Source organism: bacterium, assembly GCA_040756715.1.
Lineage (GTDB): Bacteria > UBA9089 > UBA9088 > UBA9088 > UBA9088 > JBFLYE01.
This window is the reverse complement of the sequence record JBFLYE010000015.1, coordinates 1-18,378: the sequence shown is the minus strand read 5'-3', so window position 1 is coordinate 18,378 and position 18,378 is coordinate 1. Positions and strand designations below refer to the sequence as shown.

Below are 18,378 nucleotides of genomic sequence, written 5' to 3'. Positions count from 1 at the left end.
AGCCCATACAAAACAACCAATTGCTCAAAGTGTGGCTTGTTATTTGGCATATGGAAACTAGCCCATAAGAAAGACAAGAAATGCCTGTTTGAAGAAGGAGTGAATTTTGAATTGTTCTTTTGAATTTCTTTTGATAGGGATAACAATAAGATGAACAGATTTTAAAGGAGCTAAACACATACTTATGATGAATTCCCCCTAATTCAAGGATAAGTATTTAGGCATATTTACTTTTTAGTTGACTTAGGTTACCCCCAAGCTGTAGAATATAAAACAAAGGAGGAGGATTATTATGATGGGAAGAATTATCCTGGCAGCTATTATTGGTGCAGGTATAGGGGGTATCATCGGATACTTTGGCAAGTGCTCATCGGGAACTTGCCCTTTGACCAGCAATCCATTTAGTGGGGCAATATATGGTGCGATTATGGGAGCAATAATTGCTCTTATGATAAAATGATTCTTAAGTTTTAAGAGGAAAAAGAGGTTTAAGGTGGTAAAGATGAAGAGATTATTCTTGGTGATCGGGCTTCTGATCTTGGTCAGCTGTTGTGGGAAAAAGGAAAGCCAGCCTGAAGAGGAGCAGCAGATAGCTAAGCAACAGGTAGCCGAAGAGAAGCAAGTGGCTGAAGAAAAGCAGGTGGCTAAGAAGGAGCAAGTGGCTGAGAAGAAACAAGTGGCTGAAGAGGAGCAGATACTTAAGAAGCAGGTGGCTGAGGAGGAACCCCCAAAGCAAGCAAAGATATGGAATGGACCTGATTTTACCTTACCCACCATAGATGGAGAAACCTTAACCCTTTCTGAATTCAGTGGTAAGGTAATAATCTTGGATTTTTGGGCAACCTGGTGCCCACCCTGCCGGATGGAGATTCCTGACTTTATCCAGCTTTACAGCCAATACAAGGATAAAGGATTGATAATTATAGGCCTTAGTCTTGATCAAAGTCAGGATAAAGTTAGGCAGTTCAAAGAAGAGACAGGAATAAACTACCCTATTGTTATGGGAAATCAAAAGGTAATCGAGGACTTTGGTGGAATAAGAGGGATACCAACTACTTTTATCATAGACAGAGAAGCCAATATAGAAAATAAAATCGTAGGTTATCGTCCTAAAGAGGTATTTGAGAAAGAGATAGATTCTCTCCTCAAAGAGTGATGGATGAAGTCTCTTTACTCATTGCCTTTTCCGCCGGGCTATTATCGTTCCTCTGCCCTTGTGTCCTGCCGCTTTTCCCTGCCTATATCTCCTTTATTTCTGGGCTATCTGTAGACAAGCTGCAAGATGCTCCCGGAAGAAAGGGTTTGAAAAAAATCTTAATCGCCACTTTTCTTTTCATCTTAGGCTTTTCATCTATCTTTGTCTTATTAGGGGCTTCTGCCACCTATATGGGCAGATTCATCTTAAGCCATAAAGGGATAATTCGCATAATCTTAGGGATAATCGTGATCATATTCGGGCTTCATCTCTTGGGGGCATTCAAGATAGGGTTTCTCCAATATGAGAAGAGGTTTCATTTCAAGAAGAGGCCTGCTACTATCTTGGGCTCTTTCCTGATAGGGATAGCCTTTGGCTTTGGTTGGACACCCTGTATTGGGCCAATCTTGGGTTCAATCCTTTCACTTGCCGCTACTGAGGAAAGTGTTAAACAGGGTATCTTGCTTTTGGCCTTCTATTCATTAGGGCTGGGATTGCCTTTCCTTCTCGTAAGTATGGGTATTTCCACATTCTTTGCCTTCTTTTCTAAAATAAGGAGGTATTTTTCCGCAATATCTGTTATATCTGGAATCCTGCTGATTGGGGTTGGTATCTGGATAATCTTAAGGGTATAGACTTTAGGTAAGCGTTTTAGGTGGTGTAACAAAACCAGAGATGGAGATTATTCGTGGCAAATTGCAAATTTAGCATTTTAAATTAAAATTTACAATTCCAAATGTTTCTTCCTATTTCAGGTGCCTTAAAAAAACACTTGCTAATATTTTTATAGAATTATTATAATTTTTAAGTTAAAATGAAAGATATAGATAAGGAGATATTAACAAAAAGGCTGGATGTGGAATCAAAGATATTTTTCTTTGAGTATAAAGAAAATCCAAATGGAAAGTTTTTAAGGATTGTTGAAAAATCTTCAGGAAGAAGAAATGCTATTGTTGTTCCAGATTCAGGCCTTTCTGAATTTATCAATGTCCTTGAGTCAATAAAGAACTCAAGATAAGATGAGCACTTGGCTTTTTAGGTTAAAAGATGCTTTTTGTTACAACCCTTAATACACTCCCTGGAAAGACAAGGGAAGCCCTTGAGATATTCTTAAAATATGCAAAGATACCCGAGGTTATTCACATAAAGGAGAGCCTTTTTCTATTTGGAAAGCCAGAGCTTTTGTTAATCTTTGAAGCAGAAAATGAAAGAGATGCCGCTGAGTTTGTTATTCAATTCCAGGAGGTGGCAGGAACCCAAACATCCCTTGCCATTCCAATTGAAAAGGTATGATAAAAACTTAAAAACGCAAAGTGCAAAACGCAAAACTATTGGGTAAGGATTTAATAAAAAATCAAAAATCAAAATCATTAAAACTTTGTGCCTTTGTGCCTTTGTCCCTTTGTGCCTTCTTGCTGGCAAGCCTTGTCTACTCTATTGACCTTGTCAATATTCCTAATGCAGAGACCCTAAAAAAAGGAGACCTTTCCCTTTCCTTTAGAATCTATGACAATGGTGGTGTAGTAATGAATTCTGGATTGGGACTTTCTAATAATGTCTTTGTTGGTGTTCCTCTGGATATGCAAAATGTCATAGGAGATGAAAAGATAGAAACAAGTCTTCCCTTACTTCTTTTTCTTAAAATAAAAGCTACATCGGGAGGTGAAAAAATTCCAAGCATCTCTTTAGGCTACAATGACCCCTATGGATATAAAAAAAGATGGGAAGAAAAAAGAATAAAGGGGCTAAAGGGGCTATATCTTGTGGCTACGAAGCCTGTTATTCTATTTTCTCTTGAGCATAGCTTAAGCTTTGGATTCCTTGTTGATGTAGAGGATTACGAGAAAGGAGGACTTTCCTTATTCTCTGGAACTGAATTAGCCTTGGGTCCTAAATTCACCCTTCTTACTGAGATAGAGGGCATTCCTATTGATAAGGGTAGTGAAAATAAAGGGGCAGGATTTAACTTAGGAGCAAAATTTTTGCTTGCCCAAAACCTTTCTTTTTCTCTTTGTGCCATTGACCTCTTGGGAGGAAACCCATCAAGGATAGTGAAGATAGGGTATAAAATTAAGGTCTTTTGAATGGGGAGTTTAAGAATTGAAAAATAAAATGAAGATTGAGCTTTACGATACAACATTAAGGGATGGCGCTCAGATGGAGGGCATATCTTTTTCCTTATCGGATAAGATTGCCATAGCAAGAATCATGGATAGGCTTGGAATTGACTATATTGAGGGAGGATGGCCATTTTCAAACCCAAAAGACAAAAGGTTTTTTAAGGAAATAAAAAAAGAAAAACTAAAATCTTCAAAGATTGTTGCCTTTGGCTCAACCAGCCATCCAAAATACACACCCCCTGATGACCCTAATCTTCTTGGGCTTATCTCATCAGATACAGAGATAATCACTATATTTGGAAAGACATGGGACTTCCATGTAAGGAATGTTTTAAGAATATCCCTTGAGAGAAACTTAAAGATAATTGAGGAATCTATTAAATTCTTAAGAAAAAAAGGAAAAAGGGTATTCTTTGATTGTGAGCATTTCTTTGATGGCTATAAGGAGAATCCAAAATATGCAAAAATGGTTATGGAAGCAGCAATAAATGGTGGTTGTGAAATGGTTGTTCTTTGTGATACAAACGGTGGTTCTTTTCCAGATGAGATAGAAAATATAATCAAAGAATTAAAGACAAATTTTCCTTTGGGTATCCATGCACACAATGATAGAGAGCTTGCCGTAGCAAATTCTCTTTCTGCGATAAAAGCTGGATGCAGCCAGGTTCAAGGAACAATAAATGGATATGGAGAGAGGTGTGGGAATGCAAATTTTATAACACTAATTCCAAACCTTTATAAGCTTGGAATTTCAACCATAAAGGAGGAGAAATTAAAGAGCCTTACCGAGACATCGAGGTTTATCGCAGAGATAGCAAATATTGCTCCTTTTCCACATCAGCCATATGTTGGACAATCTGCATTTACTCACAAGGGTGGCGTTCATATTAGTGCGGTAATGAAACACCCAGAGGCCTATGAACATATAAACCCGGAGATTGTTGGAAATACAAGGAAAATGATTGTTTCAGAGCTTGCAGGGACTGCCTCCATACTCCATAAGGCATCTGAATATAAGCTTATTTTTTCAAAAGAACAGACAAAAAAGATATTAAAGTGTGTGAAGGAGCTTGAAGACCAGGGCTATCAGTTTGAAGCAGCAGATGGCTCTTTTGAGCTATTGATCGATAAGGCACTGGGAAGATATAAGCCATCGTTTAAGATAAAGGAGTATGGGGTTATGGTTGAAAATGAAGGAGGAAGGCTCACCTCAAAGGCAACCGTAAAGATTGAGGTGCAAGGAGAGGAGGAATATACAGTGGCAGAGGGAGATGGCCCGGTAAATGCCCTTGATAATGCTATTAGAAAGGCTTTGTATTCATCCTATCCAGAGCTTAAGAATGTCCATCTTACAGATTATAAGGTCAGAGTCATTGATACAAAGGAGGGGACAGCGGCAAAGGTGAGGGTTCTTATAGAATCATCAGATAAAAAAGGCTCTTTCGGAACGATTGGCGTCTCGGAAAATATTATTGATGCCTCCTGCCATGCCCTGGTTGATGCCATAGAATATGCATTACTAAAGAGAAAAAAATAAAAAGGGTATTGAATCCTTTGAAGGGCTTACATCTGCATCGAGGTTATTTGAGCTTATGAAAATATTAGTTTCTGATCCATTACAAGAGGAGGGGTTAAAAATTTTAAGGGAAACCGGGGCAGAGGTGGTTTTAAAGACAGCCCTGCAAGAGGATGAGCTTGTTAGCACAATCCCTGATTTTGATTGCTTGGTTGTCCGCTCTGAGACAAAGGTAACCTCAAAGGTTATTAGTGCAGGGAAAAATCTTAAGATAATAGGAAGGGCTGGGGTTGGCGTTGATAATATAGATGTAAAGGCAGCAACCAGGAAGGGGATAATTGTTATGAATACACCAGATTCAAATACCATATCAACCGCAGAGCATACAATGGCAATGATGCTTGCTTGCTCAAGAAAAATCCCTCAGGCATATACCTCCCTTAAATCACAAAAATGGGAGAGAAAGCTATTTGTAGGCTATGAGCTATTTTCAAAGACATTGGGCATTATTGGTTTAGGCCGTATTGGAAAGCAGGTTGCCATAAGGGCATCTTCTTTTGGGATGAATATCATTGGATACGACCCATTCCTCTCTCAGGATTTGGCAAAGGATTTTAAGATAACCTTGGTTTCTCTTGAGAAGCTCTTTAAACAATCAGATTATATAACGATTCATACGCCATTATCAGAAAAGACAAAACATCTTATCTCAAAGAGAGAAATAGAAATGATGAAATCTGATGTAATTATTATAAATTGTGCAAGGGGTGGAATAATCGATGAAGAAGCATTATATGATGGGCTTAGATCTGGAAAGATAAGGTCTGCTGCCTTGGATGTATTTGAAAAAGAGCCTCCGCTTGACTCACCTTTACTTTCCCTTGATAATTGCGTATTTGTTCCCCATCTTGGTGCATCAACCATTGAGGCACAAAAGAGTGTTGGAATAGAGATTGCACATCAGATAAAGGATGCCCTATCTGGCAAAATAAGGAATGCGGTTAATCTTCCCCAAATTTCTCCCGAGGTTACAAAAAGATTAGGACCCTGGATTTCCCTTTGTGAAGCCCAAGCAAAATTTTCTTCTCAAATAATAGAGGGAAGCTTGAAGAGAATTGAGATAGAATATATTGGAGAAATAGAGGACAGTGATGTCCTTCCCCTTACAAACACGATTGTAGTTTTTATTCTTTCCTGGCTTCTTCCCGAGGAGAATATAAACTATGTAAATGCCCAATCTATTGCCGAGGAAATGGGTATAAGTGTTTCTTTCTTAAAGTCAAAAGAAAAAACCGATTACCCTGCTTTAATCTCCCTCTCCCTTACCACCGACAAAGAAAAGACTATAGTACAGGCCACATTGTTTAAAGAGAAATTTGGAAAGGTTGTCCTTATTGATGATTTTTCTGTTGAGGTCTCTTTAGAGGGGAATATCCTTGTTTTATCCCAGACAGACGAGCCAGGAATTATTGGAAAAATAGGAACCCTTTTGGGAGAAAATAACATAAACATTGGAAACCTTCAGCTCTCCAGGAAGGAAAAGGGAGGCAATGCCCTTTCTGTATGGAACCTTGATGGAGAGCTTTCAGAAGATATTATTTTAAAGATAAAGGAAATGCCCCAAATTCTTAAGGTAAGAATGGCGAGTTTATGATTCCTCCTTGTGTATTTCTGGATAGGGATGGCGTGATAAATGAGGAGCTTTTTGACTATGTGAAAAAAAGAGAGGATTTTAAGCTCCTTCCCGATGTAGGAAAGGCAATCAGGCGATTAAATGAAAATAAGATATTGGCAATTGTTATTTCAAATCAGGCAGGTGTAGGAAAGGGGTTATATAGCATTGATGAGGCAGAAAAGATAAATGACTTAATGAAGGAGGAGTTGGCAAAAGAGGGAGCAAGGCTTGATGCCGTATATTATTGCCCCCATCATCCAGATGATAAATGCCCTTGCAGAAAGCCAGAGATAGGGATGTTTAAAAAGGCATTTCTTGATTTTGGTCTTAAATTAGAGGATTGCTGGATGATTGGAGATAAGCTGCAGGATATAGAAGCAGGAAAGAGGGCAAATTGTAAAACCATTCTTGTCCTTACTGGATATGGCAAGAAGATGTTAGAGGAAAAAGATAATTGGCATTGTAAGCCCGATTTTATTGCCAATAATCTTCATCAGGCGATAAATTTAATTTTATCTTGTGATAAACCTTGACAAAAAAATAGGCAATTTTTATACTCTTTATTATTTTATAGGGAGGTTTAAAGATGAAGAGATTTTTTTTAATTGCCCTTTTGGGGTTACCTTTCGTAGGATATGGGGTTGTGGTAAAGAGGGGTGATACCCTTTGGGGTCTATGCAAGAAGCACCTTGGAAATCCTTTCCTCTGGCCAAAGATAGGGGAGTATAATAAATTAAAGAATCCCCATCTTATCTTTCCAAAACAAATAATTGAGTTTCCCAGCAAAGATGAAATAGGTATAGAGCTTGAGGATGGCGAGGTTATGGATGTATCGGGTTATGCAGCAGTTGCAAAAAAGAGGCTGAAAGTAGGGGATAAAATAAGAACAAATGAGACCTTAAAAACACAAGCAAATACAAGGATTGAGGTTTTGTTCCCCTCTGGAGACCTTATTTCTGTTAAGGATGAGACAAGTGTAAAATTTGAAGGAAGGGACAGGGAAACGGGTGCTCTTTCCATTGGGCTTATCCAGGGAAAAATAAAGGTTACACCAGGAAAAAAAATAAGGGTAATCACAATGGATGGATTTGTTGATATAAGTGAAGGAGAGGTTTTTATAGATAGGGGAAATCTAACCAGGATTTCTGTATTTGAAGGAGAAGCCTATGTAAGTGCCTATGGAAAAAGGGTTCTTACCTCAGCTGGTTATGGAACAATAATTACAGAAAAGGGTCCCATTGACCCTGTTCTTCTTCCAGCATCTCCAAAGGTTCTCTTGCCTCTGGAAAATTCAATAACAGGAAATATGAGGCCAAAGATTAAATGGGAGGGAGAGGCAGCCCTGCATCTGGTTGAAATAGCATCTGATATAGGATTCATTCACCCGCAATTTAATGTATTATCAAAAGAATCTGAAACTATATCAAATCCATTAAAAGAAGGAAGTTATTACCTTCATATCTCAGGGATTGATAATAATGGTCTTCAGGGAAAGCCAAGCGAGATAACAAGATTTGCTATAGAAAGAAGGATTGGCCTTAAGTATGAGGTTGTTCCTCTATTTTCTAATCTTCCAACCAGGCTCTATAGCGAGGATAAAAAAAATTATATCTCCTCAAATGCACTTATTTACCTCCTTCCCATCGAGGAAGACAATTCTATCTCTAAGGTATTGGTAAGGATTGACTCCTCACCTTATTTTTCATACAAGGAGCCTTTGAAATTAAAAGAGGGGGCAAGAACAATAACCTATAAGGCTATTGATATGCGGCAAGAAGAGGGTGAGGAAATAGCTATTTCATTTATGGTTGATGGAAACCCACCCTGCGGCGAATTAAAAATAAGCCCTCCTATTAAAGATGGCTATTTAACCCAAGAGGCAACCTGCACCATTACAGGCTCTGATACAACATCTGGTCTATCAAGAATTCAGGTAATGGTAAATAATGAAATAAAGGAATATTTAAAGAGGGCAGAATTTAACCTACAGCTTGAAGGCCCTTATAAAATAATTTACAGGTTTGAGGACAATGTGGGAAATATCTCTTCTGAAAATAGCCTCTCCTTTATCCTTGACAAGAATCCGCCCATTGTTTCATTTTTCACAGACCCAAAGATGGCTGTATATAACAAAAATTACTTCCTTCCCGAGGAGAATAAAATAATATTCCAAGCAGAAGATAGCCCAGCAGGCCTTTCCCACATCCTTTATAGCGTTGATTCTGAAAATCTTTCTCCCTATACAGAGGCATTTACCATAAAGGAAGAGGGTCTCCATATTATTAGATATAAGGCAGTTGATAGAGCAGGGAATGAAAGTCAAGTTTCTTTATTTTCTGTATGGATAGAGCCCCTGATGTATGAGAAATACAAGTGAAGCCCTTATAGGGCTGAATATGATAAGGGGAATACCCTCCTACAAGCTTAACCTTCTATTAAAAAATTTAGCTGACCCTTTTTCTGCTTCCTATTCTAGCCTTAAAGAAATTATTGAAGAAGAATGGGCAGATGTTATCTGCAAAGAGAGAAAAAAGATAGACATAAAAAAGGAGATAAAGCTTGCAAAGGAGAATGGGATAAGGATTATTGGAGTAGAAGACGAGGAATATCCAGAAAGCCTTAAGCTAATCTCTGACCCTCCGATTGTTTTATACATCAAAGGAAAGATTATTCCAGATGACAAGCTTTCCATTGCCATTGTTGGCTCAAGGCATTCATCAAGCTATGGGAGGAATGTTTGCCAGATGCTAGGAAGGGAGCTTTCCAAACTAGGCTTTACCATTGTATCGGGAATGGCAAGGGGTATAGACACAATTGCACACAGGGCTTGTTTAGAAGCAAAGGGAAGAACAATTGCTGTTTTAGGCTCTGGGCTTTTGAATGTCTATCCAAGCAAAAATAAACCTTTATTTGAAAAGATTTGTGAAAACGGTGCGGTTATCTCAGAATTTCCTTTAGCTACTCCACCCTTTAAGGATAATTTCCCAAGAAGAAATAGGATAATTGCAGGGCTTTCTTTGGGATGCGTTGTGGTTGAGGCAAAGGAAAGGAGTGGTGCCTTAATCACAGCAAGGCTTGCAATGGAAAGTGGAAGGGAGGTTTTTGCTGTTCCTGGTGAGATTACAAAAGAAACAAGCAGGGGAACAAATAAGCTTATTAAAGAGGGAGTAAAGCCCGTGTGTGATGTTCTTGACATTATTGAGGAATTAGGCCATATTGTTAAGATAAAATGAAAAATTTTTTGAAAAACCCTACCAATGCTTTAATGATAGTAGACGATTTATCGCAGAAAGATATGCTTTCGCTGAGGCTATAATTATATCTGTATCTGCACCATAGCCCCTTACAATCCTGCTACCCTCCTCAAGTGAGACCATAACCTCTCCTAGGGCATCTGTGCCACCGGTAATGCTTTTTACCTCGTATTTTAAAAGAGAGCTTTTTGTCTTGGTGAGCTCTTGTATTGCCTTGTATGTAGCGTCAACAGGCCCATCCCCGCTTGCGGTTTTTTCAATAATTTTTTCGCCGAATTTAAGTTTTATCTCTGCAGAGGGCTTTTGCTTTGTTCCGCTTACAACAGAAAGCTCTATAAGGCTATAGGTTTCTGGTATTTGTGTTTTCTCTTCTTCTATCAATGCCTCTATATCCTCATTAAATATCTCTTTCTTTTGGTCAGCAAGGCTTTTAAAGCGTTTGAATGCATTATTAAGCTCTTCGTCAGAAAGGATGTAGCCCATTTCCTTAAGCCTTGTTTTGAAGGCATGCCTTCCTGAGTGTTTACCAAGGATGAATTTTGTTTGAGAAAGCCCTACATTTTGGGGCTTGATGATTTCATAGGTCAATTTCTCCTTCAATAGCCCATCCTGATGGATTCCAGATTCATGGGCAAAGGCATTGGCTCCAACAATTGCTTTGTTTGGTTGGACAGATATTCCCGTTATCTTTGTTAAAAGCCTGCTTGTGCGCATTATCTCCTCTGTTGTTATTTGTGTATCAAGATTAAAGAGATCACGCCTTGTCTTTAAGGTCATAACCACCTCTTCCAGGCTGCAATTGCCTGCACGCTCTCCAATGCCATTTATTGTGCATTCAACCTGCCTTGCTCCATTTAACACGGCTAATAAAGAATTAGCCGTAGCAAGCCCAAGGTCATTATGGCAATGGACAGAGATTATCGCCCTATTTTTTACCCTCTCTCTAATTGTTTTAATAATTTTTCCAAATTCAATGGGAATGCTATATCCAACCGTGTCGGGTATATTAATTGTTTCTGCACCTGCTTCTATGGTTGCCTCAATAACCTCTAAGAGATAGCCAATATCTGTTCTCGTTGCATCCATTGGTGAGAATTCAACATCGTCCGTGAAGCTTTTTGCAAGCTTTACCATTTCTACTGACCTCTTTAATGCCTCTTCCCTACTTATATGATACTGATGCTTAAGGTGTATCTCAGATGTAGAATGAAAGGTATGAATCCTTCTTTTTTCTGCATCCTTTATTGACTCATAAGCCCTTTTTATATCATCTTCTTTTGCCCTGGCAAGGCTGCATATGATTGGGCCTTTTACCTCATTGCTAATAGCTTTTATTGCCTCAAAATCACCCTCTGAAGCTATGGCAAATCCTGCTTCAATAATATCAACATTAAGCTTGGCAAGCTGTTTTGCCAGGGCTAATTTCTCTGATACATTCATTGATGCACCTGGGGATTGCTCACCATCCCTTAATGTTGTATCAAAGATATAAACCCTATCCATAATTTAAATTATAAAAATGGATGAGAGGGAAGTCAAGACGAAACAATAAAATTCAAAATTCTAAACATTTTTACCGCGACTTCCTCTTTTTACGGCCTTCCTTAAACGATAGGTAAATGCCTTTTGATATTCTATTGCCTGCAAACCTCTGGCAAGAAAAAGGAGGAGAAATAAAATTCTCATTTTATCACGCCGATCTTTCCTATCCTTTTGTTAGAGGATACATCTTGGATAAGGTAGAGATAAACCCCTGAGGCAATATCTCTTACATCCCATTTCTCTGGTTCCTCATCTACAATTATCCTTTCGATCAATTCACCCTTAATGTTATAAATTTTAATGATTGCTTCTTGACTTACATTTTTAAAGTAGACATACTTTCCTTGTTTGCAGGGATTAGGATAGACAATAATCTCATTATTATCTAAGGCAATGATTGCTTTATCTTCAACAAGGACCGTAGCGGTTGCCTCTGGTTGATCTTTGAAGGCCTCAAGATTACCCGCTTTATCCTCAGCCTGGCTGATAAACTGATATATCCCATCCCTCTCTGGTTTAAAGAGTATAGTGCCACTGGTTGATCGCGTGCCATAAGGAGTGTAGGTTGCCTCTTCCTCCCTTTTGCTAAAGAGAACGATATTTTTTATCCCTGTCCCCTTTCCATCCGTTGCCCATAACTCTACCTCTATCTCTCTCTTCTCAAAGTAATCTCCCTTAATAGATAGATGAGACTTTGGGTTTTCAAGATCTTTAACATCAAAGAAACAAATCCGATTGCTCAATAGCCTGTTACCCTTAAAGAAGCAATATTGAAGGGTATGGATACCAGAATACTCTGTGGCTAACTTAATCGGCAAGACCACCTCAACTACATTATCTCTCAGGAACAGGTCTTTTTTGGCAAATCCGACTATTGTTTTGGTGCTATCAGGAGCTAATGCCCAGGCCCTTAGAGTAGCTGTGCCTATCTCTCCTTTTGGTTTAAACAAGAAGGTTACGCTCATCGTCTCTTTAGCCAAATAGTAATCCTTATCAAAATAGAGCCCTTCGGTTAAGATGGCAAAACCTGCTACATCAAACTTGATCTTCTTAATCAAGGTTTTTTCTCCTTCTCTAAAGAATTGGCATTCTAAATCATAGCTACCTAATCTCAGATATTCTGGTAAATCTAAGATAAGAATATTCTCACCCTCACTCACTCCTTGAGTCCCTGAGAGACCCTCTACTAAGCCATAGTGGAGATAACTTACTTGATAGCTTAGGGTGCCTGGTTCTGAGACCTTTACCATGAAGACTGCCTGGGTGCCTGGTTGGTAATAATCTTGAGGGCTATAGACCATGAAATAATCTTCCTCATATAGATAGAGGGAGTTTATGTAGATCACCTTCCCACTCCTGTAGCAGAGAGAATAGAAGAGCTTCTGGTCAAAGCCTGCTATAGGTATCTCAGAAAATAATAAGCTCTTGGTCTCTGTGCCAACCAAAGTGAAAAGGGTTTTGGTGGTATAATCATAGAGGCTTACCTCAGCATAGACTGAGAAACTCCCTATATATTGCGAGATGTTTTTAATCTGTATGGTCAAGGTTGCCTTATCATCTATCTTGTAGAAGTCTTTATCAAGCTGGGAAGATACCTCAAGGAAGATGCCATAGACCTTGACTGGGAGATAATAGACGCCTGGCTCTTTGGTTGCCCTTTCATAGTCTAAGATGAGTTTAAGCTGGGTATCTTCATAGGTAAAGTCTTCACAGATAGAGAGGGGGAAGGAAATCTTGGTTGATGAGCCAACCGGAAGGTTGATCAATCCCTCTTCTCTCATATTGAATAGGCTGCAGATGAGCTTACAGGAAGCCTCAAGATTACCCCTGTTTTCTATCTTTAAAGATAATTCATAATCTCCTCCCGGATAGAGGTGCAAGGATTCGGTTTCGCTTCCATTCAGTTTAACAGAGGTAATCACAAATAGGGGCTCAATCCTGTATTCCTTTATCTTCTCAGCTATTTTTGTCTTATCATGATAAATACCCAATTTAGCAGAGTAGATACCAGGGATAACCTCATCTGGGATAGGAAATTTGAATTCCTTCTTCTCTGATTGATTGATAGGAATGGTGATACTACCCGTGGCAGTCTCAGTAGCAGATAGCTCCAAGTCAAGGTTGAAACTACCCTTGAATTCATTTACTCCCTTGTTTTCAATCTCAAACTTAACGGTTATGGTAGATAAGTCTATAGATAGCTCAAAATCCTTGATAGAGACAACATTATAATTACGCACCCCAAAGCTCTCGCTTCCTTTCTTTCTAAAATACTCATAGTCTATTTTGTAGTCACCCTCAGAAAGCTCATAGAGGAGATGGAAGAGGACAAAGCCACCGGCAGGAAGCTCTATATTGACTGGCCGGGAAGAATCACCTAAGGCGAATAAGCCCTTCTTTTTCTCTTCTCTTACCTTTACTCCTTTAGAGCTATTGATTATCTTTAGATCAGTCAAGGTCTGGCTGGGAGCAAGAGATTTTATCATCTTATTTATCTTTTCCAAGCTAAAACTTACCGAGAATGAAGAATCCAATCTGCCCTGATTGGTAAGGGTTATGGGTATTCCCACCCAGCCTTCGGGATAGAAGAGCTCTGGGTCTACTTCTATAGTATCTTCCATTACTTAGTGCAAAAATAGATAGGGTTGTGTTTATCTGTTAAAAATTCATCCACCTTTTAAGAAATTTTGAATTCTAAATTTTGAATTTTGAATTGAAGGTTTAAGTTTTATAAAATTTTTCCCCTTTTAATTCAAAATTCAACATTCAAAATTCATAATTTTATAAAGTTTTCCTTAAGATTATCTAAACACATACATTTTGTAAAGCGTTATGGAATTAACTATATATCTACCTTCTCCCCAAACTCTACAAACTTAGTATAGATGCCTACTACATCACCCGAGAGAACTAATGTAATCGTCCCATCCTCTAACAGACTAAACTCCCCTTCAATCACCTCACTCTCTCCTGCTTTAATACTTATACTCCCCTCTGATAATTGACCATTGCCAATTGCTAATTGATAATTGATTTCTACCTCTTCCTTTCCTTTGTTCTCAAATATCACTCTGAAGCTATTTGTTCCCCTTCCTACTAGATCAGGGGCATCAATTATAACCTCTAATAATGAAGGCTCTACCTCAATATATTCTGCCACAGCAACTGTGCCGATTGCTGGGCTTTCTACCATACCCTTCAAGATAAAAGAGGAATCAGCAGAAGCAGTAAGAGCAAAGGGATGGGTTCCTCCCGGAACTAAGCTAAAGGTTTCGGTATGAATAGTTATTGTGCCTATATTAACCCTTAGGGTTAGCTCATCGGTTGATAGATCAGCCCAATTCTTAACCTCACCACTTATCGTAATCGGCTCTCCTTCCTTATAGGTTCTCTTGTCTGTCTCTAAGGTTAAGGTGACTGTGCCTGGGGAGATGTAAAATCCATACTCATCTTGGGCAATTAGTTGTTCAAAAGCAGAGTATAGCTCTCCTTTTAAGTATAATTTGCCAGTAATACCCAATGTGCCTACTAAAGTAGAAATCTCCCTATTGCTTATTTCAGGAAGATTAACGGGGAAGTTCTCCTTCCAAATTAGCTTCCCCCTCTTTTGGTATCTGCTTACCCCCTCCCCTGTTCCAAACCAAACAGATTCATCATCCCCGGCAATAGCAGCAATATGGTCGTCGATTAACTCACTGTTTTCCGTATTGTAGGTCAGCCATATCTCATTATTATATCTTGATACACCACTATAATCTGTTCCAAACCAGAGATCATTGCCATCGATTGCGATTGCTCCCACATCATTATTGGAAAGACCGCTGTTCTTTGTGGTGTAGGTAATCCAGGTATTATCTAGCTTATTCAATCTTGAGACTCCCTTTGAGACTCCAACCCCATAGTCCCCACTCTGCTCCCAACCCGCAAACCATACATAAATTCCATCCCCTGCTATTGCACGGATCCAATTATTCGCTAAGCCACTGTTTTTAATCGTATATGCAGTCCATTTACCACTTATCTTATTCAATCTCAAGACACCATCTATTGTTCCAAACCAGACATCATCTTTATCTACAGCAATAGCAGTAATATTATCGCTTAGCAAGCCACTATTCTCTGTGGTATAGGTTGCCCATTCATTAGTTGCCTTATTCAGCCTTGCTATCCCCTCCTCTGTCCCAATCCAGATGTCCTCTCCATCTACTGCTATTGCCCTAACATCATTATCTACCAAGCCACTATTTTCTGTAGTATATGTAGTCCAGCTACCGGTTATTTTATTTAACCTTGCTACACCATCCCTTGTTCCCATCCAGACATCCTTATCATCTACAGCAAGGGAGCTTATCTCATCACTTACTGAATCATCTATAGCAAGGGAGCTTATCTTATCACTTGCTAATCTACTATTATCTTTAGTATAATTAGTCCAACTACCGGTTATTTTATCATACCTTGATACACCAAAATCTGTGCCAAACCAGACCCATCTGCCATCGGCTACTATTGAGTTGACACTCTTGATAAAAGAATAGTTTATCCATCCCTCTAAGCCCGTGTATATCCCTAAGCTTAAGCTGCCATCCTCTATCTTTCCATCCTGGTTATTAAGATATGCTTTGGCAGTGATAGGCTCGGTAAGAAAATATGCTTCCTTATTGGTATTTACCGTAAGCTCTCCTTTCAATCCTGCTATATTGATGGTTCTCTCAAAGGTTATGGAGTCTCCATAGACTGAATCTTTACAGATAACCATCAACTGATATTGACCATCTACCGCCTGGTCTGGAATAGTGAGCTTGATTGGCTTTGATTCTGAAGGACTAATAGTCTCTGTTCCAAGATTTTTAGCCATTTCTCTATCATACCAATCAGCCAATCTGATGGTATAATTGATCTCCTTCTCTTGAAATCCCACATTCTTTAATCTTGCCTCTATCTCTTCACCTACTGAATACTCCGTCTTTTCCAAGATAAGTTTGAGCAAGCCACTTACTTTTATCTCCTTCTCCAATCTGAATGACCTTCCTGTAGCCTTATCCTTAATCTCTGCCATCAACTCATAATATTCTTCTACTATCCTAACAGGAGCAAAGAAGTTGATGGTGCTGGTGCTAATAGCCTTAACTGTTCCTGTTCCACTAAACCCTGAAGAATATCCTGGGGTAGATATAGTGCCATAATATTCATAGGTTGAGTCTGTTGCTGAGGTATTCCTTACCGTTATACTTCCTATCTCTCCTGCTAAGTAATCTTTCTTATCCAGACTCAGCTCAAGCAATCCTCTTACCTTTATCTTTGTAGACCAGTTGAGCGATTCTCCTGATGCTCTGTCTATGATCTCTAATTCCAACCCATACCATCCCTCAATCATCCTAACAGGAACAAGAAAGTTGATGGTAGCAGAACCTCCAGCTTTGACTGTTCCTGTTCCACCAAATAGAGAAGACCATTCTCCCATAGAGATGGTGCCATAATATTCATAATCTGAATCCACTGCTCCTACATTCTTTACCGTTATACTTCCTATCTCTCCACCTAAGTAATCTTCCTTATCCAGACTCAGCTCAAGCAATCTGCTTACATAGATTTCTTTCTCTAATTTAATAGATCTTCCTGTCTCCTTATCTATGCATTCTACCTCTATTCTATAATTTTCATCAAACATCCGAACAGGGGCAGAGAAAGAGATGGTGCTTGAGCCACCAGCCTGGACACTTCCTGTTCCAGCAAACTCAACCACCTTACTTTCTTCTTTAAAGAGATTGATCAGATAGTCATACTCCAAATCTTTGGCTGTTGTATTATCCACTATTACCTCTCCTGCTTCACCAGCTAAGTATTCTATTTTATCAACTCTAAGTTTGATCAACCCAGTCAATTGCAACCATTTCCGTAATCTTCTTTCTTCTCCCGTCCTCTTATCCTTATAATCTACTACCAAAAAATGCCTTTCTTCTGTTATCCAGGTAGGGATAGAGAAGCAGATGGTGCTTGAGCCATCAGCTTTGACTGTTCCTGTCCCAATGAATTCAACCACTCTCTTGCCTCCATAATATCCTTCAGATAGGGTTCCGTAATATTCATAGGTTGTATCCACTCCTCCCCTATTTCTTACAGTTATGCTTCCTACTTCACCAGCTAAGTAATCTATCTTCTCTAAGATGAGCCCAAGGTTTGATTGAGGAAGGACAAAACCAAACCCCTTCTCTATGAAACTTCCATTTGGCAACTGATATCTAAGATATATGTTATGCTTCCCTGGTTCTATTGTTTCTGGGATAATGGGATTGAAGGGAATAGCGGCTGTTCCTGCGGGTAATAGGGTGATAGATTGGGTGGAGATAAATCCAAGGTCTGGAATAGAAATGGTAACATTTAGGTCTTCCTTAAAGTCTCCATTGTTTAAGATGAATATCTCTCCCTCTAAAGGGTAACGCCAATGAAGCATGAGGGTCTTTAGTCTTAGGTCTACGATATTGGATAGTTTGAGGACTAAGGTAGGGGCATATACAGAATATCTTTTCTCTTGCCAGTCAAAGTCAAATCTTGATTTTAATTGGTATTGCTGATTAAAGTAAATCAGAGAAGGGTCTAAATCTATCCCTTCGATTGTCCTGATGTCTTCTGTTAGATCACCTATCTCTACTTTCTGCTCCCATACTATATCTTTTCCTTTGAATAACTCAAATATCAATTGGCTGTCTTTGACCAATCCTAATTGATTGACTAATTCAGCTTCTAATTGCCAGCCATCTTTGGTTGTCCTTGTTTTTAGGCTTAACTTAAGAAGACTCTCTACATTAAGGACTGCTTGCTTGATATTACGGATCCACCACGGAGGTTTATATGTTGTCATCACATCAAAGACAAGGGTCAGCTTGCCAGAAAAGTCCTCTGGGACAGTGAAGGAAAAATAGCAATTTGATTTATTTGAGGATGTGTAATATATAGTATCTTCCATTACTTAGTGCAAAAATAGATAGGGTTGTGTTTATCTGTTAAAAATTCATCCACCTTTTAAGAAATTTTGAATTCTAAATTTTGAATTTTGAATTGAAAAAGGTTAAGTT

The 18,378-nt window shown here is 38.9% G+C and carries 14 protein-coding genes; 11 read left to right on the top strand and 3 right to left on the bottom strand.

The genetic code is table 11. The features are described 5' to 3' along the window. The first annotated feature begins 292 nt into the window (after positions 1-292). From AB1397_00445 to dprA, 11 genes are all read left to right on the top strand, one after another. Positions 293-460, top strand: coding sequence for a DUF6132 family protein (locus AB1397_00445; protein MEW6481474.1), 168 nt, complete (start codon positions 293-295; stop codon positions 458-460). Between the two features lie 42 nt (positions 461-502). Continuing rightward, positions 503-1,156: a redoxin domain-containing protein gene (locus tag AB1397_00440; protein ID MEW6481473.1), complete on the top strand. Its 654-nt coding sequence runs from the start codon at positions 503-505 to the stop codon at positions 1,154-1,156. Further along, positions 1,156-1,830, top strand: a complete 675-nt coding sequence (locus AB1397_00435; GenBank protein ID MEW6481472.1) for a cytochrome c biogenesis protein CcdA — start codon at positions 1,156-1,158, stop codon at positions 1,828-1,830. The genes AB1397_00440 and AB1397_00435 overlap by 1 nt, the downstream gene beginning before the upstream one ends. 179 nt (positions 1,831-2,009) lie before the next feature. Next, entirely contained in the window at positions 2,010-2,213 is a 204-nt protein-coding gene (locus AB1397_00430) for a DNA-binding protein (GenBank protein ID MEW6481471.1), read from the top strand. 29 nt (positions 2,214-2,242) lie between these two features. Then, positions 2,243-2,488: a DUF3303 family protein gene (locus AB1397_00425; protein ID MEW6481470.1), complete on the top strand. Its 246-nt coding sequence runs from the start codon at positions 2,243-2,245 to the stop codon at positions 2,486-2,488. A gap of 38 nt (positions 2,489-2,526) precedes the next feature. Further along, positions 2,527-3,279, top strand: coding sequence for a hypothetical protein (locus AB1397_00420; GenBank protein ID MEW6481469.1), 753 nt, complete (start codon positions 2,527-2,529; stop codon positions 3,277-3,279). 28 nt (positions 3,280-3,307) lie between these two features. Continuing rightward, complete coding sequence (cimA, locus tag AB1397_00415) at positions 3,308-4,852, top strand: citramalate synthase (GenBank protein MEW6481468.1); 1,545 nt, start codon at positions 3,308-3,310, stop codon at positions 4,850-4,852. Positions 4,853-4,907: 55 nt separating this feature from the next. Further along, on the top strand, positions 4,908-6,485 hold the full coding sequence (serA, locus tag AB1397_00410; protein MEW6481467.1) for a phosphoglycerate dehydrogenase: 1,578 nt from the start codon (positions 4,908-4,910) through the stop codon (positions 6,483-6,485). Next, a complete protein-coding gene (gene gmhB / locus AB1397_00405; protein ID MEW6481466.1) occupies positions 6,482-7,039 on the top strand; it encodes a D-glycero-beta-D-manno-heptose 1,7-bisphosphate 7-phosphatase in 558 nt (185 codons plus the stop codon). Before serA ends, gmhB begins: the two co-directional genes overlap by 4 nt. Positions 7,040-7,092: 53 nt before the next feature. Further along, entirely contained in the window at positions 7,093-8,883 is a 1,791-nt protein-coding gene (locus tag AB1397_00400) for a LysM peptidoglycan-binding domain-containing protein (GenBank protein ID MEW6481465.1), read from the top strand. Further along, on the top strand, positions 8,867-9,739 hold the full coding sequence (gene dprA / locus AB1397_00395; GenBank protein ID MEW6481464.1) for a DNA-processing protein DprA: 873 nt from the start codon (positions 8,867-8,869) through the stop codon (positions 9,737-9,739). Before AB1397_00400 ends, dprA begins: the two co-directional genes overlap by 17 nt. 18 nt (positions 9,740-9,757) lie before the next feature. On the opposite strand, the gene AB1397_00390 is transcribed toward dprA, so the two are convergent. The 3 genes from AB1397_00390 to AB1397_00380 all read right to left on the bottom strand — a co-directional run bounded on the left by AB1397_00390 (position 9,758) and on the right by AB1397_00380 (position 18,269). Beyond that, positions 9,758-11,263, bottom strand: a complete 1,506-nt coding sequence (locus AB1397_00390) for a 2-isopropylmalate synthase (GenBank protein ID MEW6481463.1) — start codon at positions 11,261-11,263, stop codon at positions 9,758-9,760. A gap of 179 nt (positions 11,264-11,442) precedes the next feature. Continuing rightward, positions 11,443-13,923, bottom strand: a complete 2,481-nt coding sequence (locus AB1397_00385; GenBank protein ID MEW6481462.1) for a T9SS type A sorting domain-containing protein — start codon at positions 13,921-13,923, stop codon at positions 11,443-11,445. A gap of 221 nt (positions 13,924-14,144) precedes the next feature. Then, on the bottom strand, positions 14,145-18,269 hold the full coding sequence (locus AB1397_00380) for a hypothetical protein (protein ID MEW6481461.1): 4,125 nt from the start codon (positions 18,267-18,269) through the stop codon (positions 14,145-14,147). Between the last annotated feature and the right edge of the window lie 109 nt (positions 18,270-18,378).

Bases quoted from the DNA above. Each gene is read 5' to 3' on its own strand.
- AB1397_00380 (MEW6481461.1), bottom strand. From the start codon at position 18,269: ATGGAAGATACTATATATTACACATCCTCAAATAAATCAAATTGCTAT.
- gmhB (MEW6481466.1), top strand. From the start codon at position 6,482: ATGATTCCTCCTTGTGTATTTCTGGATAGGGATGGCGTGATAAATGAG.
- AB1397_00440 (MEW6481473.1), top strand. From the start codon at position 503: ATGAAGAGATTATTCTTGGTGATCGGGCTTCTGATCTTGGTCAGCTGT.
- AB1397_00400 (MEW6481465.1), top strand. From the start codon at position 7,093: ATGAAGAGATTTTTTTTAATTGCCCTTTTGGGGTTACCTTTCGTAGGA.
- serA (MEW6481467.1), top strand. From the start codon at position 4,908: ATGAAAATATTAGTTTCTGATCCATTACAAGAGGAGGGGTTAAAAATT.
- AB1397_00385 (MEW6481462.1), bottom strand. From the start codon at position 13,923: ATGGAAGATACTATAGAAGTAGACCCAGAGCTCTTCTATCCCGAAGGC.
- AB1397_00430 (MEW6481471.1), top strand. From the start codon at position 2,010: ATGAAAGATATAGATAAGGAGATATTAACAAAAAGGCTGGATGTGGAA.
- dprA (MEW6481464.1), top strand. From the start codon at position 8,867: ATGAGAAATACAAGTGAAGCCCTTATAGGGCTGAATATGATAAGGGGA.
- AB1397_00435 (MEW6481472.1), top strand. From the start codon at position 1,156: ATGGATGAAGTCTCTTTACTCATTGCCTTTTCCGCCGGGCTATTATCG.
- cimA (MEW6481468.1), top strand. From the start codon at position 3,308: ATGAAGATTGAGCTTTACGATACAACATTAAGGGATGGCGCTCAGATG.
- AB1397_00390 (MEW6481463.1), bottom strand. From the start codon at position 11,263: ATGGATAGGGTTTATATCTTTGATACAACATTAAGGGATGGTGAGCAA.
- AB1397_00425 (MEW6481470.1), top strand. From the start codon at position 2,243: ATGCTTTTTGTTACAACCCTTAATACACTCCCTGGAAAGACAAGGGAA.
- AB1397_00445 (MEW6481474.1), top strand. From the start codon at position 293: ATGATGGGAAGAATTATCCTGGCAGCTATTATTGGTGCAGGTATAGGG.